The organism is Mesorhizobium sp. B1-1-7, assembly GCF_006442705.1.
Taxonomy (GTDB): Bacteria; Pseudomonadota; Alphaproteobacteria; order Rhizobiales; family Rhizobiaceae; genus Mesorhizobium; species Mesorhizobium opportunistum.
Genome location: NZ_VFWQ01000018.1, coordinates 90,992 through 117,441 on the forward strand (window position 1 = coordinate 90,992; position 26,450 = coordinate 117,441).

A 26,450-nucleotide genomic window follows, 5' to 3' on the forward strand; every position below is an offset into this window, starting at 1 on the left:
TTGAGAAGAGGCGCAGCGGTCAAACCGCCAATCTCCCCCCTTGCGGGGGAGATGTCCGGCAGGACAGAGGGGGGTGCCTTGGCGCCGACGTAGCGTCATTCAAACACGCAGCGCGGGAAGTAGAACGATACCACCCAGTTCGGCATGTCGACGATCTCGCTGATGCGGAGATCGCCGCAGACGGAGGCCAGCATGTAGGCCTCGACGGGGTCTATTCTGTAGCGGCCGGCGAGCAGGTCGACCATCTGGGCGACCGCCTCCCTGGCACCCGCCATCAGGTCCGGCCCAATTCCGGTCGTCACCTCATAGCCCTTGGCGTCGAGATGGCGCGTCACCGGGCCCGGCGTGGTGAAGCGCGGCGTCTTCAGCCTGGCGTCCTTGACCAGGTCGAGCTTGAGCACGACATCCATCGGGCTTTCGATCGCAGTGCCGCAGACCTCGCCGTCGCCTTGCGCGGCATGCGTGTCGCCGACCGAGAACAGCGCGCCCGCCACCTCCACCGGCAGATAGAGCGTGGTGCCGGCGGCGAGGTCGCGGATATCGAGATTGCCGCCGACGCGCCGTGGCGGCACCACCGAGTGCAAGCCTTTCTCGGCAGGCGCGTTGCCGATGGTGCCGGCGAACGGCTTCAGCGGCACACGGGCGTTCTTGCCGAACAGCGCCGGCTCCAGCGAGGCGGCATCGTATTTCCAGATGTTGAGCGCCGGCTCCTTGAAGTCGTCGGCGAGCAGGCCGAAACCCGGAATGTTGGCCGTCCAGCCGAAGCCGGACGGTTTGAACAGCTCGATCGTCACCTTCAGCGCGTCGCCCGGTTCGGCTCCCTCGACGAAGATCGGACCGGTGACCGGGTTGACCCTGGCGAAGTCCATCCTGGCCACGTCGGCCACCGTGCTGTCGGCCTGCAACTGACCGCCGCCGGCATCAAGGCACTGGAACTCGATGGTCGAGCCGGGCGCCACCCGCTCGGCCGGGACAAAGGAATTGTCCCAGCCGAAATGATGATGGCGCCCGTGGATGGTGTAGTCGCAGTTATTGCACATCTTTTACATACACATTGTCGTAGTTGATCGGGATATGGACCGGGTCGACATAGAGGTTGTCGGCGCCGCCCATGCGGGCTGATTTCATGGTGAAGCGCTGCTCGTTGAAGACCGGCGCCCAGGGTGCGTCCTCCATCACCTTGTCGTAGATGGCGCTCCACATCTTATCGCGCTCGGCAGCCTTGGCGGGATCGACCACCGAGTCGGCCTCGGCCGCCTTGGCGTCGAGGTCCTTGTTGCAATACCACGACCAGTTCCAGCCACCCGGCACGGCGCCGGCACAGCCGAGGATCGGGCCGTAGAAGTTGGAGGGATCCGGGAAGTCGGCGATCCAGGCCATGCCGCCGGACCAGATCATCGGCGCGCCTGCCTTATCGCCGCCGGCGGCGATGACATTGGCCTGCGCCAGCGACTGGATGCCGGCCTTGATGCCGATCGCCGCCAGGTCCTGCTGGATCGCCTGGGCGATGCGCGGGTTGGGATCGGTGTTCATCGCGAACAGCTGCGTCTCGAACCCGTCGGGATGGCCGGCCTCGGCAAGCAGCGCCTTGGCCTTGGCGACGTCATAGGGATAGCCCTTGTATTCCTTGTCGTAGCCCGGCATCGACGGCGGCAGCGGCTGGTTGGCCGGCACGGCGCGGCCGTTGATGATCTGGATGATGCGCGCCTTGTTGATCGCCATGTTGACGGCCTGGCGCACCTTCACATTGTCGAACGGCGCCATGGTGGTGTTCATGGTGATATAGCCGGTGTGCAGCTGGCCGCCTTCGACGACGCGGGCCTTCTGCTCGGGATCGGCCATCACCTCCTGGAACTTGGCCGGCGGAATGCCGTCGCCGGGCACGTCGATCTCGCCCTTCTGCAGGCGCAGCAACGCCACGATCGGCTCCTGGCCGATCTCGAAGGTGATCTTGTCCAGATGCGGCAGGCCCTTGTGCCAATAATCCGCATTGCGTTCGAAGACGATGCGCTGGCCGAGCGTCCATTCGGCCAGCTTGAAGGCGCCGGTGCCGACCGGATGCTTGCCGAAATCGGCGCCGTATTTCTCGACCTCTTCCTTCGGCACGACATGCGAGAAGTTGATGGCCATGACATGCAGGAAGGTGGCGTCGGGCCGGGTCAGCTCGAACTTGACGGTATAGGGATCGACCACGGTGATACCGGAGAGACTTGTCGCCTTGCCGGCCGCGACATCGTCATAGCCCTTGATCGAGCCGAAGAAGCCGGCGCCCGGGCTCTGCGTCTTCGGATTGGTGACGCGGTCGAGCGAATATTTCACGTCGTCGGCCGTCATCTCGCGGCCATTGTGGAATTTCACGCCGTGGCGCAGCTTGAAGGTGAAGGTCTTGCCGTCGGGCGAAATCTCGTAGCTCTCGGCCAGGTCGGGCTTGAGGTTGGTGGTGCCGGGCTCATAGTCCATCAGCCCGTCGAACAGGCTCTTGATCATCGACCAGTTCTGCCAGTCGTAGCCGATCGCCGGATCGAGGGTGGCGACGTCGTCCTTGTAGGTGATGGTGATGGCGCCGCCCTGCTTGGCGTTGGGATCGACAGCGTCCTCGGCGCGGACGCTGGTCATGCCGAGCATCAGCGCCAAGGCCGACGCCGCTACCGTGGATGCGAGAAACTTTTTCATTGTTATGTTCCCTTTCTCTGTTCGGTTTTCATTTTCATCCGAGCTTGATGGTCATCTGAGCTTGATGCGGGGGTCGATGAAGGGCGCGATGATGTCGGCCAGGAGGTTGCCGAGCACGATGGCGAAGGCCGACACCAGCGTGACGCCCATGATGATCGGGATGTCGACGCGCTGGATGGCCTGCCATGCCAATTGGCCGATGCCGGGCCAGCCGAACACGCTTTCGACGACGACGATGCCGCCCATGAAGATGCCGATGTCGATGCCGATCATGGCGATGACCGGCAGGATGGCGTTGGGCAGTGCATGGCGGAAGATGATGGCGCTGCGGGCCAGGCCCTTGGCACGCGCGGTGCGCACATAATCCTGGCGCAGCACGTCGATCATCGAAGAGCGCATCATGCGGGCGTACCAGCCGGCGCCGAGGATGCCCATGGTCAGCGACGGCAGCACGAGATGGCGCCAGGTGCCGTAGCCGCCGATCGGAAACCAGCTTAGCCGCACGGCAAAGACGTAGAGCAGCAAAAGCCCGACGACGAATTGCGGCGCCGAGACGCCGACGAAGGAAGCGACCATCAAGGTCTGGTCGGCGGCGGTGCCGCGCTTGACGGCGGCGATCAGGCCCATGGAGAGCCCGATCAGCAGCTCGCACAGGATGGCGCCGACCATCAAAAGCAGGCTCGCCGGCAGCCGCGAGACGATCAGCTCGGTGACCTCGGAGCGCTGGATGTAGGAACGGCCGAGATCGCCGCTGGCGAGCTTCGTGAGATAGCGCCAGTACTGGACGACGAAGGGCTGGTCGAGGCCGAGCTGCTGGCGGATGTTCTCGACCGTCTGCGGCGTGGCGCTGCGGCCGGCGATCTGGCGCACCGGATCGGCCGGCAGGAGATAGAGCAGTGCGAAGGTGATCAGCGAGACGCCGAGCAGGATGAGCAGCGACTGGATCAGGCGGCGGCCGAGATAGGCGATCATGCCCGGCCCCCCATTATTCCCGGCCTCTTTGCGTCGGATCGAGGATGTCGCGCAGCGCGTCACCGATCAGGTTGAAGGCGAGCGCCAGCGCCAGGATCGCCGCACCGGGGAAGAACACCAGCCAGGGCGCCGCCTGGAAATAGGTCTGGTTCTCGAAAATGATGTTGCCCCAGGAGGCGGTCGGCGGCTGGACGCCGATGCCGAGGAAGGAGAGCGTCGCCTCGAGCAGCACGGTGGTGGAGATGCCGAGCGTGCCCCAGACGATAATGGTCGGCAGCAGATGCGGCAGGATGTGGCGGAACAGGATGCGCGGCGCGCCGGCGCCGATGGTGCGCTCGGCATCGATGAACTCGCGCTCGGCGAGCGATGAGGTTTCGGTGTAGATGACGCGCGCGGTCTGCACCCAGTTGACCAGCGCGATGACCATGGCGACGATCCACAGGCTCGGCTGGAATACCGCCGCCAGGCAAATGGCGAGCAGCAGCGCCGGAAAGGCCATCATCAGGTCGGTGAAGCGCATCAGCCCGCCGCCGATCCAGCCGCGGAAATAGCCCGCGGTGACACCGACAAAAGTGCCGATCAACAGCGCCACGCCATTGGCGACGATGCCGATGATCAGCGAGGTGCGGGCGCCGTAGAGCATGCGGGTCAACAAATCGCGGCCGAGCAGGTCGGTGCCGAGCCAGAATTTGGCATCCGGCGGCAGGGGCGAGCCTTCGATGGTCAGGCCGTCGAACATCTGTTCGTTGGGATCGTAGCCGGTCAGCCATGGCGCCAGCACCGCGCCGGCGACGACGATGGCGACGATGACCAGGCCGAGCAGCGCCAGGCGGCGTTTGACCAGCCGGCGCCAGACGCCGGGACGCGGCTTGGCCGGCATGCGCGACAGGGCCGCAAGATCAGGCGCGATGGGACTGGTCATCGCCGCCTTCCTCGCCTGTTGCTTCCTCACCCGTTGCTTCGGCACTTGTCATCGCCACGATGCGGCGTGCGGCATCCTCGACGCTGATCTGCCAGCTCATCGCCAGGGAACGCAGCTGCGCATAGGCGCGCTCGTCGTCGGTGCCTTTCGACAGCGCCGCCACCGCGCGCACGATGGTCTGGCGCTCGGCGACACGCTGGCGAAGCGAGGCGATCTCGCTGGCCAGGTGTTTGCGCGCCTCGAAACTCTGGCGGGCGATCAGCAGCGCGCTGTAGACGCCGGCATTGCCGACCGGCTTCAAGAGCTGCGCGTCCGCCTTGTGCGACAAAGCCCATTCGATGCGGCCTGGCGCCTCGGAACCGATCAGCGCCACCAGCGGCATCGGCGCTTCGCCCGGTTTCCACGGGAATTGCTCGTCGAAGCCGAGATCGGCGTCGAAGAAGACGAAATCGGCGGCCAGCACTTCGGGCGGCGGTTCGGGCCAGCAGTCCAGCGTGACCAGGCCGATGGCCGACAACTGCCTGGTGATCGCCTGCACCGTCGGATGCGGGCGATGCAGGATGAAGGCCCTGGCGCCGCCGAGATTGGGGATGCGGGGGATTCTCGTCACGACACCACCCTCAGGCGCGGTCGGCCGAATGTTTTTGCCGGGTCGTAGCGCGACAGATAGGGGTCCGGCGCGACCTCGTCCTCGCGGCTGACGACCTCGAAGAAGCCATCGGCGATCCGCCCGATGATCACCGGCAGTGTCGCGTGCTGGGAATGGGCGTCGATGGCAATCGGCCCGAGCCGGGTGGAGAAGCGGCGTTCTGCGAAGGCCTTGGAAAATTCCGCCGGACCGGCGTCGGGATCGCGCGAGAGCACGTCGGCCATCACCTGCACGGAGGCATAGGCGGAGGCCTCGAAAGACGAGGCGAAGGCGGCCGGCCGTGGCGCGAAATAGGGCCCGACCGACAGATGCCCCTTACCGGATTCGCCGATCGCCGGCAGCTCGCCCTCGGTGAGGTTGCAGGAGATGACGGGGCAGGTTTCCGGACTGAAGGCGGAATCGTCCCTGCCCAAGTCGCGATAGGCGGCCAGGAAGGCGTAGGATGAGGTGCCGATCAGGTTGTTGAGGATGAAGCTCGGCCGCGTCGCCCGGATTTCCGCGATCAGGCGCGACACGTCGGTCTCGCCGATGCGCAGATAGCGCTCGCCCAGCACCTTGCCGCCGGCATCCGCGATCAGGTCGCGAGCGACGCGGTTCATCTCCCAGCCCCAGATGTAGTTCGAGCCGAGCAGGAAGCCGTTGGCGCCGAAGCGCGGCGCGACATGGGCCATCAGCGGCACCAAATGCTGGTTGGGGCAAGCGTGCATGTAGACGACATGCTCGTTGGCCTCGAACCCTTCATAGGGGCAGGCGTACCAGAGCATGCCGCCCGCCTTCTCGAGCACCGGGATCGTCTCCTTGCGGCTCCAGGAGGTGACGCAGCCGACGACATGGCGGGCGCTGCTGGTCTTGAAGATGTCCTCGCAGAGCGTCGCGTAGCGATCCGCGTTGCTTTGCGGATCGCGCTCGATCGGCACCAGCTCGATACCATGGCCGCGATCCGCATTGATGTCGGCTATGGCGCGCATGGCGCCCATGCGGCACGCATCGGAGACGAGTTGGTAGCTCCCCGAACGGGAATAAAGGATGCCGATCTCGATGCGCCGTTTCAAACAGGACCCCAGAAATGACAATGCCCCGCAGCCTGCGCCCGGAAGGGCGAGGCATACGAGGCATGTTTGCCGCCCGGCGATCAGGGCCGGTATTTCGCCTTAGCGTATTCCGTCCGGCGGGTCAGTCAAGCCCTTACCGGCGTCGACACGCAACGCCACGGCTCGCCAATCGGCCGTGACGGCTATCTGGCTGTCGCTCTTTGGCTGTGTTGGCGGGCATAGGACACACAGGCGTCCACCGTGCTGACACAGAGCGCATCGCGACTGTTCGGCAAATTGTTGTCGCCGGCATAGGCGACTTCGGCGACGCGGCCGTCGACCATGCGTATTTGCGTGTCGCAATAGCCGCCGGGAGCGACATTGACGGAGCCGCCGACCGTCGGGATCGCACCTAGCGCCAGGGTTGGGACGACAATGCTGAGATTGCCGCGCTGAACGACGCGCTTGTAGGTCCAGATCTGGCCAGAGTGACCGGCGTCCGCGGTGGCGGTCGGAAAGCCCGCGCACATTCGAACATCGGCTTCGCTGAGGCCGACCATCTCCTTGCGAGCCGCCGCCGTCGTGGGGTCAACCTTGGCGATGCGCGATGTATCGTCTGGAATGACGCAGGAGGACTGGACGCCGACGACAAGAACAGGAAGGGCAAGCTTTCTAATACAGGAAAATGTCATACCGATTTTCGGATTTGCCCTGTTGTGGGATTTTGCGTGGCACCCGGCCGCTCCCTCTACCTAGGCAAGCAGGCGAGCGGATCAACCCGTGCAGCTTCACGAAAAAGTGGCCGAGGCTGCAACATCAAGGATTGCGCGTCACGAGACGTGGCGCCGCACCAAATCAATGCCCCTGCAACTGCCGCCGCCGCCAGGCGGCAGGCGCTTCGCCGACCCGTTCGCGGAAGAAGCGTGAGAAGTAGGCCGGATCGTCGAAGCCGATCTCGTAGGCGATGCTCTCGACGGTGCGGACGGTGAACAGAAGCAGCCGCTTGGCCTCCAGCAGCCGCCGCTCGCCGACCACGCGCTTGACGCCGCTGCCCAGCACCGCGCGGCTGGCCTTGTCGAGAAGATGCGGCGTCGTGGCCAGCGCTTCGACGTAGCGGTCAACCGGCCAGTTGTCGCGGAAATGGGCATCGACGAGACGGCGCAGGCCCTGCGCCAGCGAGGCTTCGGATGAGCCTGCGGCGTCCTTCACCTCGGGGCCGAGACGCGCGATATGGGAGAGCGCGACGGCGATCAGCGACGGCAAGGTCTTGTCGTTGCCGGCCTGCGCTTCGGTGTATTCGGCGGCAATCATGTCCAGCACCGCCGCCAGCCGTTTCCAGGCGGCGTGCTGCGGCAGGCCGTCGGCGAAGACCGGCCTGTCCAGCGGCAGCAGGCTGTGCGCTTCTATTGCCGCGAGCGCATCGTCGGCGACTGAAACGACGATCGCGTCGGTGCCGGGGCCGATCGAGAAGCCATGCACGACATTGCTCGGCACGAAGCTGACGGCTGGCGCCGAAAAGTCCCAGGATTGGTCCTCGATGCGATAGGTGCCGGAGCCGCTGGTCCAGTAGGTGATCTGGCCCATCTGCGGATGCTTGTGCGCGGCGACCTGGCCGAGATGGATATTGCTGCGCGCAAGCACTGTCTCGACATGCAGGAAACCGACATCGAGCGGCCGCACGGGCTCGCCATAGACGAAGAAATCGGGGATGGAGTTCTGGCTCATGGCGCCGGAAAAAGTCCAATCGGTTTTGCGGTTCCGTCCATAGCTGATCCTCGGCCCCGACGCTAGGATCGCATACCAAGTGGAGGAACATCATGCGGTCAGAAGATTTCCGTGCCGACAGAGCGCGCCCGTTCACGGGCGCCGAATATCTGGAGAGCCTGCGCGACGGCCGTGAGGTCTTTATCAACGGTGAACGCATCGCCGACGTCACCACGCATCCGGCGATGCGCAATTCGGCGCGGTCGCTGGCATGCCTCTACGACGCGCTGCATGACCCCAGGCGGCGCGAGACGCTGACCTCGGCCACCGACACCGGATCGGGCGGCTACACCCACAAATATTTCCGTGTCGCCAAATCCTCCGGCGAACTCGTCGCCCAACAGACGGCGATCGCCGAGTGGTCGCGCATGTCCTATGGCTGGATGGGCCGCACGCCCGACTACAAGGCGGCGCTGATGAACACGCTCGGCGCCAATGCCGACTGGTACGGACCGTTCAAGGCCAATGCGCTCGCCTGGCACAGCAGAGCCCAGGAAGCCGTGCTGTTCATGAACCACGCCATCGTCAACCCGCCGATCGACCGCCACAAGCCGGCAGAGCAGGTGAAGGACGTTTTCGTCCACATCACCAAGGAGACCGATGCCGGCATCTACGTCTCCGGCGCCAAGGTGGTGGCGACGTCCTCGGCACTGACGCACTACAATTTCCTGGCGCAGAGCTCGGCGACCGTCACCGAGGATCCATCGCTGTCGGTGATGTTCATCGTGCCGATGAACGCGCCGGGCATAAAGATGTTCTGCCGCGTCTCCTATGAACAGACGGCCAACACGGTGGCGGCACCGTTCGACTATCCGCTGTCGTCGCGCTTCGACGAGAACGACGCGATCCTGGTGCTCGACAATGTCTTCATCCCCTGGGAGGACGTTCTGGTGCTGCGTGACGCGCAGAAGATCCTGTCGTTCCATCCGGCGTCGGGCTTCATGCACGGCTATTGCTTCCAGGGCTGCACGCGCTTTGCCGTCAAGCTCGACTTCCTCGCCGGCCTGCTGGCCAAGGCGCTGCGCGCCACCGGCGGCGATGCTTTCCGCGGCAACCAGGCGGCACTGGGCGAGGTGATCGCGCTCCGGCACATGTTCTGGAGCTTTTCCAACGCGATGGCTTACAACCCCATCCCGTGGGCGAATGGCGCGGTGCTGCCCAATCTGGAAGCCGCATTGGCCTACCGCACCTTCATGTCGGAAGCCTATCCGCGCGTCATCGACACCGTGCGCCGGGTGATCGCGTCCGGGCTGATCTACCTACCGTCGTCGGTGCGCGACTTCAACAATCCCGAGATCGACAAATATCTGGCGCAGTATGTGCGCGGCTCCAACGACATGGGCCATGTCGAGCGCATCAAGATCATGAAGCTGCTGTGGGACGCGACCGGCACCGAATTCGGCGGCCGCCACGCGCTCTATGAGCTGAACTATGCCGGCGCGCCGGAAGAGGTGCGGCTGCAGGTGCTGAAGGGCGCCGAACGCGGCGGCCGGCTGAAGGCGATGGAGGAACTGGTCGACACCTGCATGGCCGACTATGACGAGAATGGCTGGACGGGCGATACCTGGCTCAATCCGCTTCCCGCCTCGGCCGGGTGAACGCCGATGGCCACGCAGATTTCGAAGGCCGATTTCCGCGACGCCATGGCAAGGGTCTGCGCTCCGGTCAACATCGTCACCACCGATGGCCCGGCGGGGCGCGGCGGCTTCACCGCCACCGCCATGTGCAGCGTCTCCGACGAGCCGCCGACGCTGCTGGTGTGCATGAACGGACGTTCGGCGCAGGCCGCCATGTTCCTCGCCAACCGGCGCTTCTGCGTCAACGTGCTGACGCATGACCATATGCATCTGGCGGGAAAGTTCGCCGGCGCGACCCGGGACATGGAAGCGCGCTATTCGGCGGCGCGCTGGCAGACGCTGACGTCGGGCACGCCGGCGCTATCGGACGCGATCGTCAATTTCGATTGCGAGATCGAGGACGTGCATATCGTCGGCACGCACAATGTCATGATCGGCCGCGTCATCGACGTCAGGCACGGCAGCGGCGGCTCGGCGCTGCTCTATGTCGACCGGAATTACACGCAGCCGACGCGGTTGGGCAGTTTTGGCGGGTGAGCCTCAGCTCTCGCCGTCGATCAGGGTTTCCAGGAGATCGAGCAGTTGCTCCAGCCGCTCATGGCCAAAGCGGCGTTCGATGTCGTCGTAAATGACGCGGCGCTCGGGCGAGAGGGCATCGATCAGGGCGGAACCCGCCGGGGCGATGGTCAGGACGACGCGGCGGCCGTCGCCTTCGGCCTTGTTGCGGGTGATGAATTTGCGTCCCTCGAGCGCCTTGATGATGCGTGTCAGGCTGGGCGGCAGCACCGAGGCGCGGTCGGCCAGCTCCGTCGCCTCGACCGGGCCGGCTTCGCTCAGCACGCGCAGCACGCGCCATTGCTGTTCGGTCACGTCATGGGCGGCAAGCATGGGACGAAACCGCGCCATCACCACTTCACGGGCGTGAAGCAATGCCATCGGCAGGGAGCGACGAGTATTTTCCGGCAGCAAGTGAAATTCTCTCCAACGCTGGCTCGCGATCGGTGGCGGGCTTTGCCCAGCAGCGCTGGCCCTCAGCGCCGTCACCGTCATCCCGTATCGTCGTGCCAAGCCCGATGCAAGACTTGACTTCGGCGGGATCGCATGTAATTAACGCGTTAATTATAACAAAGCAATGTTGCAGGGAACGAGACGCGGTGCCTCACTTCTCCATCGAGTATTCGGCCAATCTCGATGCCAAGGTCGATATGGGCGAATTGTGCGCGCTGGTGTTGCGCACGGTGCTGGACACCGGGCTGTTCGAGACCGGCGCCGTGAGGGTGCGGGCCTTTCGCGCCGACGCGTATGCCATTGCCGACAGGCTGCCGGAAAACGCCTTCCTCGACATGTCGTTTCGCATCGGGACCGGCCGGAGCGCCGAGGACAAGAAACGGACAGGAGAAGCCATCTTCGCGGCCGTAAGCGAATATCTGGCAGCGCTGTTCGAGACGCCGCATTTCGCCTTGTCGCTGGAGATCAGGGAAATCTACCCAGTGCTGAGCTGGAAGAAAAACGCAATCCACCCGCGGCTGCGCGGCAAGTGACGGAAGCTGATATGTCCGATCTCGAAGGCAATCTGAAAAAGGCCGAAGCCTATCTGGCCCGCTTCAAGCGCGACGGCGTGCTGAACCAGATCGGCGGCGAGGCGGTGCCGGCCGCCGACGGCTCGACCTTCGAGACCATGTCGCCGGTCGATTTGAAGCCGCTGGCCAAGGTCGCACGCGGGGGCGCCGCCGATATCGACCGCGCCGCCAAGGCGGCTAAGGCGGCGTTCCCGGCCTGGGCCGCCATGCCCGGCGAAGCGCGCAAGAAGCTGCTGCACAAAATCGCCGACGCCATCGAGGCACGGGCCGAAGAGATCGCCTTCGTCGAATGCATGGATACCGGCCAGGCGCTGAAGTTCATGGCCAAGGCGGCGTTGCGCGGCGCGGAGAACTTCCGCTTCTTCGCCGATCGTGCGCCGGAAGCGCGTGACGGCGAGACGCTGCGGACGACAGGCCAGGTCAACATCACCACGCGCGTGCCGATCGGTCCGGTCGGCGTTATCACGCCGTGGAACACGCCGTTCATGCTGTCGACCTGGAAGATCGCGCCGGCGCTGGCCGCCGGCTGCACCGTCGTTCATAAGCCGGCTGAGTTTTCGCCGCTGACCGCACGGCTGCTGGTCGAGATTGCCGAGGAGGCCGGCTTGCCGAAGGGTGTGTGGAACCTGGTCAATGGCCTCGGCGAGCATGCCGGCAAGGCGCTGACCGAGCATCCCGACATCAAGGCGATCGGCTTCGTCGGCGAAAGCCGCACCGGCTCGATGATCATGAAACAGGGCGCCGACACGCTGAAGCGCGTGCATTTCGAACTTGGCGGCAAGAACCCGGTGATCGTGTTCGCCGACGCCGATCTCGAACGTGCCGCGGATGCGGCGGTGTTCATGATCTACTCGCTCAACGGCGAGCGCTGCACCTCGTCGTCACGACTGCTGGTCGAAGCTTCCGTGTACGACAAGTTCACCGATCTGGTGGCGGAAAAGGCAAAGCGCATCACAATAGGCCATCCGCTCGACCCCAAGACCGTTGTCGGACCGCTGATCCATCCGGTGCACGAGGAAAAGGTGCTGTCCTATATCGAGATCGGCAAATCGGAGGGCGCGGTGGTCGCCGCCGGCGGCGGCAAGTTCGCCGGACCGGGTGGCGGCTGCTATGTCAGCCCGACGCTGTTTACCGGCGCCACCAACACAATGCGCATCGCCCAGGAGGAGATTTTCGGGCCGGTGCTGACGGCAATCGCCTTCAAGGACGAGGCGGAGGCGCTGGCGCTCGCCAACGACACGCAGTACGGCCTGACCGGCTATCTCTGGACCTCGGACGTGACCCGCGCCTTCCGCTTCACCGATGCGCTGGACGCCGGCATGATCTGGGTCAATTCGGAGAATGTGCGGCATCTGCCGACGCCGTTCGGCGGCGTCAAGAACTCCGGCATCGGCCGCGACGGCGGTGACCATTCCTTCGATTTCTACATGGAGACGAAGAACATCGCCTTCGCCACTTCAGCGCACGCGATCCAGAAACTCGGCGGCTGACGGAGGAAATCAGATGCCCTTGCCCAAGCCCAACCTCTATCCCGCCTTCAACATCGTGCGCCTCAGCCATGTCGAGCTGGCCGTCACTGACCTCGCCAGATCGCGCGCGTTCTATGTCGACACGCTCGGCCTGCAGGTCACCGACGAGACATCGGGCGCCATCTACCTGCGCGCCATGGAGGAGCGTGGCCATCATTGCATCGTGCTTCGCAAGGCGACGACGCCGGAAGCGCGCGATCTCGGCTTCAAGGTCTTTTCCGACGAGGATCTCGACAAGGCGGTGCATTTCTTCAAGGGCAAGGGCCTGCCGGTGGAATGGGTCGAGCGGCCCTACCAGTCGCGCACCTTCCGCACCCGCGACCCGCACGGCATTCCGCTGGAGTTCTATGCCCAGATGGAAAGGCTGCCGCCGATCCACCAGAAATATGCGCTCTACAAGGGCGTCAAGCCGCTGCGCATCGACCACTTCAACTGCTTCTCGCCCAATGTCGACGAGTCCGTCGGCTTCTACAACGAGCTCGGCTTTCGGGTCACCGAATACACCGAGGATGCGGCAACCGGAAAGCTGTGGGCGGCCTGGACGCATCGCAAGGGCGGCGTCCACGACATCGCCTTCACCAACGGCGTCGGCCCGCGCCTGCATCATGTCGCCTTCTGGGTGCCGACGCCGCTCAACATCATCGACCTGCTCGACCTCATGGCGACGACCGGCTATCTGCCGAACATCGAGCGCGGCCCCGGCCGCCACGGCATATCCAACGCGTTCTTCCTCTATGTCCGCGACCCGGACAACCACCGCATCGAGATCTACTGTTCGGACTACCAGACGGTCGATCCCGACCTCGAGCCGATCAAGTGGGACCTCAAGGACCCGCAGCGCCAGACGCTGTGGGGCGCACCGGCCCCGAAAAGCTGGTTCGAGGAGGGCAGCACCTTCGCCGGCGCGGCGGCACGCCAGCCGGATCTGACGGCGTCGCCGATCATCGCGCCGTAGGCGGGTTTTGAGTTGATGTCAGCATTCCTTGTCGCCCCCCTCTGTCCTGCCGGACATCTCCCCCTCAAGGGGGGAGATTGGCTGGCTTCACGGCCCACGCCCTCCTTGCAACGCTGGAAATTGGCGAAAGCAGAGACAAAATCCAATCTCCCCCCAAGAGGGGGAGATGTCCGGCAGGACAGAGGGGGGCGCCGTAGAACTCTGTCCCTGCAGACATCCATCGCCACCACCGGAGCCGCAGCATGACCCCGCCCCGGCTCGCCACCTTCACCGCCGGCGGCAAGACGCGCTATGGCGCGGTCACCGGCCAGGGCGTCGTCGACCTGGCGGCTCGCTACAGCCAGTGGCCGACATTGCGCGAAGTGATCGAGGCTGGCGCCTTGCGGCGGCTGGCGGAAGAGGCCGAGGCGTTCGCCGCCGATTTCCCGCTCGATGCCGTCGCCTACGACATTCCTATCCCCTCGCCGGAGAAGATCATCTGCGTCGGCGTCAACTATCCGGACCGCAACGAGGAGTACAAGGACGGCCAGGCGGCGCCTTCGAACCCCTCGCTGTTCATCCGCTTTCCGCGCTCCTTCGTCGGCCATGACGCGCCACTGGTACGGCCGCCGGAATCGCCGCAACTCGACTATGAGGGCGAGATCGTCATCGTGATCGGCAAGGGCGGCCGGCGCATCGCCGAGACCGATGCGCTCGGCCACATTGCGGCGCTGTCGCTGTGCAATGAAGGCACCATCCGCGACTGGGTGCGGCATGCCAAGTTCAACGTCACGCAAGGCAAGAATTTCGACCGCACGGGCTCGATCGGCCCATGGCTGGTGCCGTTCACGGATGAGGCGCAGATCGCCGATATCGCGCTCTCCACCCGCGTCAATGGCGAGATCCGCCAGCAGGATCGAACCAGCCGGATGATCTTTCCCTTCCGCAAGATCATCAACTACATCTCGACCTTCACCACGCTGGTGCCGGGCGATATCATCGTCACCGGTACGCCGACCGGCGCCGGCGCCCGTTTCGATCCGCCGATCTGGCTGAAGCCGGGCGATGTGATCGAGGTCGAGGCCGACGGTATCGGCCTGCTTCGCAACGGTGTCGTCGACGAGGCAAGCGTATGACCCCCGAGCAAGTCGAAGACGCCGCGGCGCGGCTGTTCGAGGCCGAGCGGTCGCGCCGGCAGATCCGGCTACTCAGCCTCGATTTTCCCGAGGCAACGATGGAGGACGCCTACCGCGTCCAGGCGGCGCTCGTGGCGCGCAAGATCGGCGCCGGGCTGAAGCCGAAGGGCTGGAAGATCGGCCTGACCTCCAAGGCGATGCAATATGCGCTGGCCATCGACACGCCGGATTCGGGCGTGCTGTTCGACGATATGTTCTTCAGCGACGGCGCTGCGGTTCCGACCGGCCGCTTCATCCAGCCGCGCGTCGAGGCCGAGATCGCCTTCGTCATGAAGGCGCCGCTGAAGGGGCCCGGCGTGACCCTCTTCGACGTGCTCAACGCCACCGACTACATCACGCCGGCGCTTGAAATCCTCGACACCCGCATCGAGCGTGTCAATGCCGAGACCAAGAAGGTACGCACCTTCTTCGACACGATTTCCGACAATGCCGCCAATGCCGGCATCGTCATGGGCGGCCGGCCGCAGCGACCGCAAGAAGCCGACATGCGCTGGATCGGCGCCATTGTTTCGCGCAATGCCGAGGTCGAGGAGACCGGGCTTGGCGCCGGCGTGCTCAACCATCCGGCGATGGGCATCGCCTGGCTGGCGGACCGGCTCGCCCGCTACGGCATGTCGATCGCGGCTGGCGAGGTGGTGCTGTCGGGATCCTTCGTGCGGCCGGTCGAAGCGCGGCCCGGCGACACCATCGTTGCCGATTTTGGCAGTTCGGGAACGGTCAGCATCCATTTTGCGATGAGTTGACTGCGCAGTCGGCAGCAGCGCTCACGTGCCCCGCAGGTAAGCCACTACCACGTCGGCGGCGATGGTCGAGATGCGCATGCCGGCATTCCTGTTGACGTCACCCTCGACGCGGCTCTGCACCCAGCCGAGGAAAGCAAAGGCGCGTAGCGCTGAAAACAGTGGCAAGGACGCGATGTCCTCTGGCGTCAGGTCTCGCTCCTGGCGGTAGCCATCGAGCAGCGACGCCTCGATCAGCGGATAGATCGCTTCGTCGCGGTTCTGGTAGAGTGCCACGGCAAGATCGTAGACGTGCCAGCCATGGCCGCAATCGTCGAAGTCGATGATCTGGATGGCGTCGCCGTCGAGCAGAACGTTCTCGCGCACCAGATCGGCATGGATCAGGCCGAAATTGCGCGCGCTACGCTCATGCCGCGATAGCGCCGCGACCGCCTTCTCGTGGGCACGGAACACCAGTTCGCGGCTGGTATCGTCGAGAAACGGGCAGGTTTCGAAACGGCCCCATATGGGGGTCGCACCGAAAAAGCCTTCGAAATCCCAGCTGTGACGGGCAAAGCCAGGCGGCGTCGCCCAGCCGGCGGCGGCATTGTGCATGCGGGCGATGGTTCGCCCGATGGCCGTGAATACCCGCCTTGCCTGTTCGGGCGCATAGCCGAGCGGCACGCCGCGCGCGCCGACAGCGCGGCCTTCCAGCCAGCTCAGACAATCGACCTGACGCGGCGCCGCTGTGCCGGTGCCGACCGGCACGAACAGATCGCCGTTCAACGTCGGCACCGGGGATGGCGTGGCGACCCCGGCCGATTGCAGGAAGCCCATCCACTGCAATTCCGAAGACAGCGCGGCATCCGAGTGATAGCCCGGCCTGTGGATGCGCATGGCGGCCGGCTGGCCATCGGGCAGGCGAATGCGGAAGACCGCATTTTCGCGGTATTTCAGCAGTTCCGGTTCACTGTCGCGAACGCCCCAATGTTCGAGCGCACGCCTGGCAAGCGCGGTGACATCCGCTTCCGTCTCGGGCTCCGATTGCGCGGAAACAGCGCTCACGCCGTAACCCCGCCGACTTCTTCCAGCACTTCGTCCAAGGTTGCGATCAAGAGATCGGCATTGTCGCGCGAAAACGGCATTGGCGGGCGTATCTTCAGCACATTGCCATGAATGCCGGTCTTGCCCACCAGCACGCCGCGATGGCGCATTGCGTTGATGATACGCCCGGCGATGTCAGGCGCGGGCTCGCGGGTCTCACGGTCATGGACCAGCTCGGCGCCGAAGAACAAACCCGCGCCCCTGACCTCGCCGATGCATTCGCGGCGGTCCGCCAGCGGGCGCAGCAGCCCGAGTGCATGGGCGCCGACGTCGCGCGCATTGCCGACGAGGTTCTCCTGCTCGATGACATCGAGCACCGCGCTGGCCACGGCGCAGGAAACCGGATTGCCGCCAAAAGTGTTGAAGTAACGGAAGGCGTCGCGGAACGTCGCAAGGATTTGCCCAGTGGTGACGACGGCGGCGACCGGATGGCCGTTGCCCATTGGCTTGCCCATGGTGACGATGTCGGGGGTGAAGCCGGCGCGCTGATGGCCCCAGAAATGGCTGCCGGTGCGGCCGAAGCCGGGCTGCACCTCATCGGCGATGACCAGGCCGCCGGCGTCGCGCACCGCCGCCACGGCATCATCGAAAAAGCCGCTGGGCAGTGTCGGGAAGCCTTCATTGGCGAGCAGCGGACACAGAATCATGCCGGACAGGCCAATGCCGTCTTTCGCCAGCGAGGCAATGGCCTCGCGCACCACGTCGCCAAAGGTCTTGCCGTTAGCCATCGGATCGGGATGGCGAAAACTGTCGGGTGCCGGCACCAGCCTGACATGACGGGCGCGGCCACCGACCGGCGGCATGCGGGTCGAGAGCTGCGAAACCGCCGTGGTGTTGCCGTGATAGGTGGCATCGGTGGCGATGATGCCCATCTGGCCCGATGCCGCCTGCGCCATGCGCAGCGCGATGTCGTTGGCCTCGCTGCCGGTGCAGGTCAGGATGGCGGTGGAAAGGCTTGCATCGAACGTCCCCGTCAACCGCTCGACATAATCGAGGATGGCGGTGTGCAGATAGCGGCTGTGGGTGTTGAGCAGGCTCGCCTGCCGGCACAGCGCCTCGACAACATGCGGGTGGCAGTGGCCGACATGGGCGACATTGTTGTAAGCATCGAGATATTTGCGGCCGTCGGCGTCGTAGAGCCAGACGCCTTCGCCGCGCACGAGGTGCACGGGCTCGTCGTAGAACAATTGCGACTTGGCGCCGAGCAGGCGGCCGCGCCGGCCAACCAAGGTTTCCTCGGCGATCTTCTTCTGCGATTGAGTCATCCGTCGGTTCCAAAGCCTCGTTGTATTCAATTGTCCGTCAGAGCTTCGACAGGCCTGCGCCGATCGCCTCGCCGATTTTGGCGACGTCGGCGGCGCTGATGATCAGCGGCGGCGACAGGATGATGTTGTTGCCTGACACGCGCAGCATGACGCCGGCCTCATAGGCCGCCTCCGAGACCACGGCCATGGTCTTCTTGTCGGCGGATTTTTTTGTGGCGCGGTCGGAGACCAGCTCGACCGCCGCCATCAAGCCCTTGTACCTGACATCGCCAACGATGGCGTGCTTCGCCTTCAGGCCTTCGAGCACGGCCGCAAGTTCGACACCGCGCGCTGCGGCGTTCTCGTTCAGGCGAAGCCGTTTGGTTTCGGCAAGCGCCGCCAGTCCCGCGGCGCAGCCGACAGGATGGCCGGAATAGGTGTAGCCGTGGCCGATCGCGCCGAAGCTGGTCTTGTCGGCCTCGAAGACATCGGCGACCTTGCCACCGATCAGCGTGGCACCGAGCGGGAAATAGCCTGACGTGATCGCCTTGGCGATGGTCATGAAATCCGGCTTCACACCCGACAGCCGCGAGCCCGCCCAGGCGCCGGTGCGGCCAAAGCCGGTGACGACCTCGTCGGCGATCAAAAGGATTTCGTGGCGGTCGCAGATCTCGCGCACCAGCGGCATGAAGCTCTCATGCGGAACGATGACGCCTCCGGCGCCGAGCACAGGCTCCATGATGAAGGCGGCGATGGTGTCGCCGCCCTGGAAAGCGATCTCGTCCTCCAGCGCCTTGGCGCACAGTTTCGCCAGCCGAGCCGGATCGGTCTCGTCGAACGGGTTACGGAAGGTCCAGGGTGCGGGAATGTGGAAGACGCCGGGCAGCAGCGGCTCGTAGTTGCGGCGGAAATTGGCATTGCCGTTGACCGAGGCGGCGCCGAAATGCGTGCCGTGATAGCCCTTCTTCAGGGCAAGGAATTTCGTGCGGTCGCCCTGGCCGCGGATCTTCCAGTATTGCCGGGCGAGCCGCAGCGCCGTCTCTACCGAATCCGAACCGCCCGAGGTGAAGAAGGTCCGCACCATGCCTTCCGGCGCGAACCATTCAGAGAGTTCGTAGGCGAGCTCGATAGATGGTCCGGTCGAGGTGCCGCGAAAGCCCGAATAGTAGGGCAGCGCGCCGAGCTGGTCGGCGATCGCCTTCTTGATGGGATCGCAGCTGTAGCCGAGGTTGACGTTCCACAGACCACCGACGGCATCGAGCACGCTGTTGCCGTCGATGTCGGTGACGGTGACGCCCTCGCCCTTCATGATCACCTTTGGCGGATTGGCCCGCATCTCGGCCGGGTGCGCCATCGGATGCCAGATCGGCTTGGCGTTCGTCTCGGTGAGGAAATTGATGTCGCGCATGACAGGCTCCGGAAATGGTTCTCAGACGGCGGGGACGAGGTCGAAATGGCCGAGTGCCTCGGCGTAGGAAAATGCCGGCCGGGCAACGTCGAAATGAACCGTGCGCATGCCGGCGGCACGGCCGCCATCGATATTGCGCTGCTGGTCGTCGACGAATACGCAAGCGCCGGCGGGCAGGCCGAGCGCTTCGGTGACGAAGGCATAGGCGCGCGGGTCGGGCTTGAGGATGCCGGTATGGGTGGCATCTACGATCACATCGAACAAGCCGAGCAGCGGCAGTTTTTGGCGGAAGCCGGCGCCATAGAACAGGTCGAGTTCGTTGGACAGGATCGCGAGGCGAAAGCCGGCCGCATGGACGGCGCGGATGGCACTGTCGGCCTCGGGCCGCACCACTTTTTCCGGCTCGGCGCCGCGGGCGCGCTGGACGAAGGTTTCCATCGCCTGCCAGTCTTCGCCGACGAGCCGGCCGACCTCGCTGGTGCGGGTGCGCCAATAATCACGCTCGCTGATCTCGTCGGCCTGCATCGCACGCCACAGCGGATCACTGGCCGGATCGAACGGCCCGCGCCATTGCAGCGCGCCGGGCTTCAGGCCGAGCGCCTGCTCGGTCAAGGCATGGGTTTCGAACAGCGTTCGCGTGACGACGCCGCCGAAATCAAGGACAAGCGCCTGGGCCGGGACAGCGCTCACGCGGCCACTCCCTTGGCAGGTGCACCGCGCGGGACAATGCCTTCCTCGACCCAGCGGTCGAAGATCTCGAGCGCCTTGGCGACGAAGGCGTCGCTGTTGATGTGGGCGTCGATCTCGTGGAACTCGATCCCAGCGGGAATAGCCTTGCGCATTTCGTCGACGAAGGCGGCAAGGGCCTCGGGTTCGTAGAGCGGTTCGCCCTGCATGTCCCACTCCTGGATGCCGCCCGTAGGCAGGATGAAGGCGGAGCGCCCTTTGGACGCGCCGAGCTTGGCGGCGATGGTCCTGGCGACCTGGCGGCGATCATCGGCATCGACGGTTACAGAGGCAATCAGCCTGTTATGGGCATGAAACGGCCGCTGCGAAAACTTAGCCGGCAAATCCTGCCAGGTCGGCAGGTCGACCATATCCACGGCGCCCGGTGCCGCGATCTGCGGGATGCCACGGGCGCCGGCGTTCTCCAGCCGGTCGGCGCCGGAGCTGACGACGGAGCCGGCAAGATGGTTGGTGATTTCCTGCAGGCTGAAGTCGAACACCGCGCAGAAATGACCCTGGCCGGCAATCGATTCGAAGGCACGGCCGCCCATTCCAGTGGTGTGAAAGACGGCGACGTCATAGCCGCGCCGTTCCAGCGCCGGTTTCAGCGTCTTCATGTAGCGCAGGCAACTGCCGCCGAGCGAGGTCATGCCGATGGTCGGCCCGAGAGCAGGCGCCGACGCGCGTGACGCAAGCACGATCCTGGCCGCGCCGACGACCGCGCCGCAGGCCTGCGACAGGACCAGCTTGCAGATGTTGTTGAGGCCGTAGAGCCCTCCCGCCCAGAGGATCATCATCAGGTCGGGCGCGACGCGCTCGGGTGGAATGAGGTGCGAATAGGCGATGGTCGAGACGACGAATTTCGGCACGCCGAGCGGCAGGCAAAGCGCAACGTCGAGCGCCAGATCGGTGCCCATCGAACCGCCGATGGCGATGAAGGCGTCGATCTCGCCGCGCTGATGGAGTTGGCGCACCAGTTGCACCGCCCCACCGGCCATCAGTGTCATGGCGGTGTTTTCGTCGCCGCTCGACACGATCTCGGCGATCGTCACATCGACAGCGCGGGCCACGGCATGCTTGTCGTGATCGGGGCTGTAGGGCGGATCGCCGAGCACGCTGACATCCATCATGACGGCGCGGCCGCCCGATGCCTCGATGCAGGCTTTCATGAACAGCAGCTCATCGGCCTTGGTGTCGCCGGTGCCGATGACCAGGATGCGGGGCGCGGGATCCACGGGCATCAGGCCTGCCTCCTCAGGGTTTGCAGATTCTCGCCATTGAGACGCATCGAAATTTCCCGCGCCGCGGCGACGGCCGCAAGCCCTCGTGCCGCGATGTCGGCTGCCGTCGTCCTGGCCTTCGGCGCGGCCACCGCGATGGTGCCGAGCGCGAAGCCGTCCGCAGCGAGGATTGCCGCCGCGACGCCGATGACACCTTCTTCCAAGCCCTGGTCGCAGATCGAGTAGCCGCGCCCGCGCGCCTCATCCAAGGAGCGGGAGATGGCGGCCGGCTCGATCAACGTGTGCGCGGTGAACGCCTCGAGGGGACCCGCCAGGCATGCCTTTACGGTCTCCTCCCTGGCGAAGGCCAGATAGACGATGCCGGAGGCGGTCGAATGCAGCGGCAGGAGCTGGCCGATATCGACGTTGACCCGGTTTGCCCGCGTGGGATGCTCTACATGGACGGTGACCAGCCTGTCGATGCCGACTTCCGACAGATGCACCGTCTCGGCCGTGGCACTTGCCAGATCCCGCACCAGCGGCACCGCCGTCTGCAGGAAGGGGAAGCGGGCCTCGCGGATGCGCGCCAGCCGCGACAGGCCGGCGCCGAGGCGATAGTGCCGCGTATCGCCATCCTGCTCGACGAAGCCATGGGCGGTCAGCGCAACCAGCAGCCGCCGCGTCGTCGCCTTGTCGAAGCCCGACCGGCGCGCCAGATCGGACAGGCCGAGTTCGGGCTCCGCCACGGTGAACAGCTCCAGAAGCGAGATCGCTTTTCCAACCGTACCCAAATTTACCTCCCGGCATTGCCATCCATTCAGAGGCAATCATTTAACGTGTGAATTAACTTGACAGGAAGCCGGTTTGTTTGCAAGTCTATATTCAAAATAATGGTTCAAATAATGAACCGAACCGCCAGAGCGATATGGGACAGGCCATGCGGCCAGCAAACCGATCTTGGTTTGCAAATAGGAGGGACCAATGACAGCAGTTTTGGAACAGGCGCCAGCCAACAGGCTGCGCAAGAACAGCCTCGGCGTGGGCGCCATCACCTTCATGGTGATTTCGGCGGCGGCTCCGCTCACGGCGGTGGCCGGCGGCACGCCGCTCGGCATGCTGATGGGCAATGGCGCCGGCTTTGCCGGCACCTATCTCATCGTGACGGTGCTGCTGTTGTTGTTCGCGGTCGGCTATGTCGCCATGTCGCGGCATGTCGGCAATGCCGGCGCCTTTTATGCCTACGCGGCGCGCGGGCTCGGCGGCCATGCCGGCGGCGCCACGGCGCTGATCGCGATCCTGTCCTACAACGCCATGCAGATCGGCGTCATGGGCCTTTTGGGTGCCGCTACCGCCGGACTGTTCGCCGGCTGGGGCATCAACCTGCCCTGGTGGGTGTGGAGCTTCATCGCCATCGCGCTCGTCGCCGTGCTCGGTTACCGCCAGGTCGACCTATCGGCCAAGATCCTGACGGTGCTGGTTCTCTGCGAATACGCCGTGGTGCTGATCCTCGACATCGCTATCCTCAAGACCGGCGGCGACAGCGGACTGTCGGCCGCACCCTTCAGCTGGAGCCAGATCACCAGCGGTGCGCCGGCGATCGCCATCCTGTTCTGCTTCGCGGCGTTCATCGGCTTCGAGGCAACGACGATCTATGCCGAGGAGGCACGCGATCCCAAGGTCACGATACCGCGCGCCACCTATATCTCCGTGGTGTTGATCGGCGTCTTCTACATGGTGACCGCCTGGCTGATGGCGGTCGGCGCCGGTGTCGACAAATTGCTGCCGGCACTGCAGGGCTTGCAGGATCCGACGACGTTCCTGTTCGGCCTGTCCGACCGCTACGCAGGCACGATGCTGTCGCAGGCGATGAGCATCCTGTTCGTGTCGAGCCTGTTCGCCGGCGTGCTGGCGTTTCACAATGCGGTCGCGCGCTACATCTATGTCTCGGGCCGCGAGAAGCTTTTGCCGCAGTCGATCGGCGTGACGCATTCGGCGCACCAGAGCCCGCATGTCGCCTCGGTGATCCAGAGCGTGCTGGCGGCCGTCGTCGTCGGTCTGTTCGCCGTGCTCGGCCTCGATCCGGTGCTGGCGCTGTTTTCCTGGCTGACCAATGTCGCGACGCTCGGCGTCATCGTCATGATGGCGGTGGCCTCGCTCGCCGTGGTCATGTATTTCCGCGCCAATCCGTCGGCGCAGGAAAATGCCCTGAAGACGACCATCCTGCCCGGGCTGACCTTCATCGCCTTCGTCGTCATCATCTATCTGATCGTCATCAATTTCGGCAGCCTGTCGGGGGCCGGCGGCTTTCTCGGCGTGTTCCTGCCGGGGCTGGTGCTGATCGCCGCGGTGGTCGGCCTGCTGCTGGCCGGCGCCTTGAAGAGCCGCGATCCGGTGGCCTTCGAAAGCCTCGGTCTGCCCCTGAAGGATTGAGCGAAACACCGGATCGAGAGACGTAGCGGGGCGGAGTGACGCCGCCCCTTCCATCACAAAGGGAGTGGCGGCCTTGAGCTTTGCCGAAAACATCACCGTCGAGGCGCTGGAAGCCGATCCCTATCCGATCTATGCCGAACTCAGGCGCAGCGCGCCGGTCGCCTTCGTGCCCTCGGTCAATCTCTGGTTCGTCACCCGCTGGAAGGATGTCGAACTGGTGGCGAAGTCGCCCGACATCTTCTCCGCAATCGTCAAGGCCGGCGTATCGCCGGTCGAGCGCTCCTTCGGCAAGCCGACGATCCTGACCACCGACGGCGAGATCCACAAGCACCTTCGCCAGGGCGTCGACCCGAAATACCGGCCACGCACCGTCGCCTCCTATGCCGGCGATCTCGTGCGCTCGATCGCCGAGCCGTATCTCGACCGGATCGCCAGCCAAGGTTCGGCCGAACTGATGGCCGATTATTTCGAACCGGTGTCGACGCTCAGCCTGGCACGCTCGCTCGGCCTTACCGACATCGACATGCCGACCCTGCGCCGCTGGTTCTATGGCCTTGCCCAGGGCGCCATCAATTTCGAGAAGGACCCTAAGCGGCAGGAAATCGCCGACGCGATCGGCGCAGAGGTCGGCGATGCGGTGACGCCGACGCTGGAAAGGCTGGTCCGCGAGCCCGACGATTCCGCGTTGTCGCACATGCTGCATGACGGCATGCCGGTAGGCAAAACGCGACCGATCGACTTCCTGATGCCGACCGTCAAGGTGATCCTGCTCGGCGGCATACAGGAGCCGGGCCACGGCGCCGGCTCGATCCTTGTCGGCCTGCTGAGGAGCCCCGACCAGTTGCGCAAGGTGCTCGCCGATCCCGAGACCTTCGTGCCCAAGGCGGTCGACGAAGGCCTGCGCTGGGTGGCGCCGATCGGCACGCAGACACGCGAAACGACCCGCGCGGTCGAGATCGGCGGAGCCACCATCCCCGCCGGCGCACCAGTGGCGGCACTTGTCTCCTCGGCCAGCCGCGACGAGAGCCGGTTTGCCGACCCCGACCGCTTCGACATCGACCGCGACGAAGGCAATCACGCCGCCTTCGGCTTCGGCCATCATTTCTGTTCCGGCCGGTTTTTCGCGCGCGAGCAGATGTGCCTTGCGGTACGGCTGCTGCTCGAGCGCTTTCCCGATCTCAGACTGGTGCCCGGCAAGGAGCCGGTGTTCCGCGGCTGGGAATTCCGGGCGCCCACCACATTGCATGTCAGTTTCGGAGTCGGTCCCAAATGATCACCCAGAATGCCATCGATATCCTGCGCAAGGCCGAGATCGGCGCGCGTGGCCTGTTCATCGATGGCGCGCAGGCCGAGGCGACAGGCGGCGCGACCCTGCCCGTGATATCGCCGATCGACGGCCGGCCTTTTGCCAGCATCGCCGACGGCAATGCCGCCGATGTCGACCGCGCGGCCCGGGCGGCGCGCAAGGCATTCGAGAAGGGCGCGTGGTCGCGCGCGGCACCCGCCTTTCGCAAGAAGGTGCTGACCAGGCTCGCCGAGCTGGTCGAAAAGCACATCGATGAACTGGCTGTGCTCGGCGTGCGCGACAATGGCACCGAAATCGGCATGGCCTACAAGGCCGAACCGCTGTCGGCGGCCGGGACCATCCGCTATTACGCCGAGGCGATCGACAAGGTCTATGGCGAGATCGCGCCGACGGCCGAGAATGTGCTGGGGCTGATCCACAAGGAGCCGCTCGGCGTCGTCGGTGTCATCGTGCCGTGGAATTTCCCGATGATGATCGGCGCCTGGAAGATCGCGCCGGCACTTGCCGCCGGCAATTGCGTGGTGGTCAAGCCGCCGGAGATCGCGTCGCTGACGCTGCTGCGGCTGGCGGAACTGGCCAGCGAGGCCGGCTTGCCCGCCGGCGTGCTCAACGTCGTCACCGGTCGTGGCGCGGTTGCCGGCGAAGCGCTCGGGCTGCATATGGATGTCGACGCCATCGCCTTCACCGGCTCCGGGCCGGTCGGCCGGCGGCTGCTCGACTATTCCGCCCGTTCCAACCTGAAGCGTGTCTTCCTCGAACTCGGCGGCAAGTCGCCCAACATCGTCTTTGCCGATGCTCCAGACCTGAAGCAGGCGGCGGTCGTCTCGGCCAACGGCATCTTCCGCAATTCCGGCCAGGTGTGCGTCGCCGGCTCGCGTCTGCTCGTCCAATCGTCGGTCTATGACCGCTTCATGGACGAACTTCTCTCGGCAACCACGCGGCTTAGGGTCGGCGATCCGCTCGATCTCGCGAGCGACGTCGGCGCGGTATCGAGCGCCGAGCAATTGGACAAGAACCTCGGCTTCGTCGCCAAGGCCACCGAAGAAGGCGCAAGGCTGGTCACCGGCGGCGAGCGCATACTCACCGAGACCGGCGGCAGCTACATGGCGCCGACGATCTTCGAGAATGTCACACAGGACATGCAGCTTGCCCGCGAGGAGGTGTTCGGACCGGTGCTCGGCGTGATGCGCTTCGAGACCGAGGAGGAGGCGGTGCGGCTTGCCAACTCGACCGTCTACGGGCTTGCCTCGGCGGTGTGGACCGCCAATCTTTCCACCGCGCATCGCATGGTGCGCGCCATCAATGCCGGCGTCGTCCACGTCAACACCTATGGCGGCGCCGACATCACCGTACCGCTCGGCGGCGTCAAGCAGTCCGGCTTCGGCCGCGACAAGTCGCTGCACGCGCTGGAGAAATATCTCGACCTGAAGACTGCCTGGATCGCGCTTTGATATCCCTCGGCTCTC

Annotated in this window: 25 protein-coding genes; 10 read left to right on the forward strand and 15 right to left on the reverse strand. The window is 65.0% G+C overall.

All coding sequences use genetic code 11. From position 1 onward, the window contains the following. Positions 1-95: 95 nt before the first annotated feature. The 8 genes from FJ978_RS26835 to FJ978_RS26870 all read right to left on the reverse strand — a co-directional run bounded on the left by FJ978_RS26835 (position 96) and on the right by FJ978_RS26870 (position 7,972). On the reverse strand, positions 96-1,040 hold the full coding sequence (locus tag FJ978_RS26835; RefSeq protein WP_140575409.1) for an acetamidase/formamidase family protein: 945 nt from the start codon (positions 1,038-1,040) through the stop codon (positions 96-98). Beyond that, complete coding sequence (locus tag FJ978_RS26840; RefSeq protein ID WP_140575412.1) at positions 1,030-2,673, reverse strand: ABC transporter substrate-binding protein; 1,644 nt, start codon at positions 2,671-2,673, stop codon at positions 1,030-1,032. Before FJ978_RS26840 ends, FJ978_RS26835 begins: the two co-directional genes overlap by 11 nt. Before the next feature lie 51 nt (positions 2,674-2,724). Continuing rightward, entirely contained in the window at positions 2,725-3,645 is a 921-nt protein-coding gene (locus tag FJ978_RS26845) for an ABC transporter permease (RefSeq protein WP_140575415.1), read from the reverse strand. A 13-nt stretch (positions 3,646-3,658) separates the two neighbouring features. Further along, on the reverse strand, positions 3,659-4,567 hold the full coding sequence (locus FJ978_RS26850) for an ABC transporter permease (RefSeq protein WP_140575419.1): 909 nt from the start codon (positions 4,565-4,567) through the stop codon (positions 3,659-3,661). Beyond that, entirely contained in the window at positions 4,545-5,177 is a 633-nt protein-coding gene (locus FJ978_RS26855) for an ANTAR domain-containing protein (protein ID WP_140575422.1), read from the reverse strand. Before FJ978_RS26855 ends, FJ978_RS26850 begins: the two co-directional genes overlap by 23 nt. Then, on the reverse strand, positions 5,174-6,268 hold the full coding sequence (locus tag FJ978_RS26860) for a transporter substrate-binding protein (protein WP_140575424.1): 1,095 nt from the start codon (positions 6,266-6,268) through the stop codon (positions 5,174-5,176). Before FJ978_RS26860 ends, FJ978_RS26855 begins: the two co-directional genes overlap by 4 nt. A 182-nt stretch (positions 6,269-6,450) precedes the next feature. Next, the gene (locus FJ978_RS26865) at positions 6,451-6,939 is read right to left on the reverse strand and encodes a hypothetical protein (protein WP_140575426.1); all 489 of its coding nucleotides are present in this window, start codon (positions 6,937-6,939) and stop codon (positions 6,451-6,453) included. Between the two features lie 163 nt (positions 6,940-7,102). Next, complete coding sequence (locus FJ978_RS26870; protein WP_140575429.1) at positions 7,103-7,972, reverse strand: helix-turn-helix domain-containing protein; 870 nt, start codon at positions 7,970-7,972, stop codon at positions 7,103-7,105. A gap of 92 nt (positions 7,973-8,064) precedes the next feature. On the opposite strand from FJ978_RS26870, the gene FJ978_RS26875 reads away from it, so the two are divergent. Beyond that, a complete protein-coding gene (locus FJ978_RS26875; protein ID WP_140575431.1) occupies positions 8,065-9,609 on the forward strand; it encodes a 4-hydroxyphenylacetate 3-hydroxylase N-terminal domain-containing protein in 1,545 nt (514 codons plus the stop codon). A 6-nt stretch (positions 9,610-9,615) separates the two neighbouring features. Continuing rightward, positions 9,616-10,125, forward strand: coding sequence for a flavin reductase (locus FJ978_RS26880; protein ID WP_023682716.1), 510 nt, complete (start codon positions 9,616-9,618; stop codon positions 10,123-10,125). A gap of 3 nt (positions 10,126-10,128) precedes the next feature. Here FJ978_RS26880 and hpaR read toward each other — a convergent pair whose 3' ends face one another. Next, positions 10,129-10,524, reverse strand: coding sequence for a homoprotocatechuate degradation operon regulator HpaR (hpaR, locus tag FJ978_RS26885; protein ID WP_224728766.1), 396 nt, complete (start codon positions 10,522-10,524; stop codon positions 10,129-10,131). A gap of 218 nt (positions 10,525-10,742) precedes the next feature. On the opposite strand from hpaR, the gene FJ978_RS26890 reads away from it, so the two are divergent. From FJ978_RS26890 to hpaH, 5 genes are all read left to right on the forward strand, one after another. Continuing rightward, positions 10,743-11,129 carry a 5-carboxymethyl-2-hydroxymuconate Delta-isomerase gene (locus tag FJ978_RS26890; RefSeq protein ID WP_140575434.1) on the forward strand — a complete coding sequence of 129 codons (387 nt, stop codon included), beginning with the start codon at positions 10,743-10,745 and terminating at the stop codon, positions 11,127-11,129. Positions 11,130-11,140: 11 nt separating this feature from the next. After that, on the forward strand, positions 11,141-12,658 hold the full coding sequence (gene hpaE, locus FJ978_RS26895; RefSeq protein ID WP_140575437.1) for a 5-carboxymethyl-2-hydroxymuconate semialdehyde dehydrogenase: 1,518 nt from the start codon (positions 11,141-11,143) through the stop codon (positions 12,656-12,658). Positions 12,659-12,671: 13 nt separating this feature from the next. Continuing rightward, a complete protein-coding gene (gene hpaD / locus FJ978_RS26900) occupies positions 12,672-13,652 on the forward strand; it encodes a 3,4-dihydroxyphenylacetate 2,3-dioxygenase (protein WP_140575439.1) in 981 nt (326 codons plus the stop codon). Positions 13,653-13,894: 242 nt separating this feature from the next. Further along, positions 13,895-14,767, forward strand: coding sequence for a fumarylacetoacetate hydrolase family protein (locus tag FJ978_RS26905; protein ID WP_023765410.1), 873 nt, complete (start codon positions 13,895-13,897; stop codon positions 14,765-14,767). Further along, positions 14,764-15,570: a 2-oxo-hept-4-ene-1,7-dioate hydratase gene (gene hpaH, locus FJ978_RS26910; protein ID WP_140575442.1), complete on the forward strand. Its 807-nt coding sequence runs from the start codon at positions 14,764-14,766 to the stop codon at positions 15,568-15,570. Before FJ978_RS26905 ends, hpaH begins: the two co-directional genes overlap by 4 nt. Positions 15,571-15,591: 21 nt before the next feature. On the opposite strand, the gene FJ978_RS26915 is transcribed toward hpaH, so the two are convergent. The 6 genes from FJ978_RS26915 to FJ978_RS26940 are packed head-to-tail and all read right to left on the reverse strand — an operon-like array spanning position 15,592 to position 22,039. Continuing rightward, positions 15,592-16,611, reverse strand: a complete 1,020-nt coding sequence (locus FJ978_RS26915; protein WP_140575445.1) for a phosphotransferase — start codon at positions 16,609-16,611, stop codon at positions 15,592-15,594. Next, a complete protein-coding gene (locus FJ978_RS26920; protein ID WP_140575447.1) occupies positions 16,608-17,915 on the reverse strand; it encodes an aminotransferase class III-fold pyridoxal phosphate-dependent enzyme in 1,308 nt (435 codons plus the stop codon). The genes FJ978_RS26915 and FJ978_RS26920 overlap by 4 nt, the downstream gene beginning before the upstream one ends. A gap of 37 nt (positions 17,916-17,952) precedes the next feature. After that, positions 17,953-19,302, reverse strand: a complete 1,350-nt coding sequence (locus FJ978_RS26925; protein ID WP_140575450.1) for an aminotransferase class III-fold pyridoxal phosphate-dependent enzyme — start codon at positions 19,300-19,302, stop codon at positions 17,953-17,955. Between the two features lie 21 nt (positions 19,303-19,323). Further along, positions 19,324-19,992, reverse strand: a complete 669-nt coding sequence (locus tag FJ978_RS26930; protein ID WP_140575453.1) for an HAD-IA family hydrolase — start codon at positions 19,990-19,992, stop codon at positions 19,324-19,326. Further along, positions 19,989-21,269: a Tm-1-like ATP-binding domain-containing protein gene (locus FJ978_RS26935; protein ID WP_140575455.1), complete on the reverse strand. Its 1,281-nt coding sequence runs from the start codon at positions 21,267-21,269 to the stop codon at positions 19,989-19,991. The genes FJ978_RS26930 and FJ978_RS26935 overlap by 4 nt, the downstream gene beginning before the upstream one ends. Continuing rightward, positions 21,269-22,039, reverse strand: a complete 771-nt coding sequence (locus tag FJ978_RS26940) for an IclR family transcriptional regulator (protein WP_140575458.1) — start codon at positions 22,037-22,039, stop codon at positions 21,269-21,271. The genes FJ978_RS26935 and FJ978_RS26940 overlap by 1 nt, the downstream gene beginning before the upstream one ends. A 190-nt stretch (positions 22,040-22,229) precedes the next feature. On the opposite strand from FJ978_RS26940, the gene FJ978_RS26945 reads away from it, so the two are divergent. From FJ978_RS26945 to FJ978_RS26955, 3 genes are all read left to right on the forward strand, one after another. Beyond that, entirely contained in the window at positions 22,230-23,678 is a 1,449-nt protein-coding gene (locus FJ978_RS26945; RefSeq protein ID WP_013891938.1) for an APC family permease, read from the forward strand. A 64-nt stretch (positions 23,679-23,742) separates the two neighbouring features. Beyond that, the gene (locus FJ978_RS26950; protein ID WP_246678214.1) at positions 23,743-24,951 is read left to right on the forward strand and encodes a cytochrome P450; all 1,209 of its coding nucleotides are present in this window, start codon (positions 23,743-23,745) and stop codon (positions 24,949-24,951) included. Next, positions 24,948-26,435, forward strand: coding sequence for an aldehyde dehydrogenase (locus FJ978_RS26955; RefSeq protein ID WP_140575463.1), 1,488 nt, complete (start codon positions 24,948-24,950; stop codon positions 26,433-26,435). The genes FJ978_RS26950 and FJ978_RS26955 overlap by 4 nt, the downstream gene beginning before the upstream one ends. Positions 26,436-26,450 lie beyond the last annotated feature (15 nt).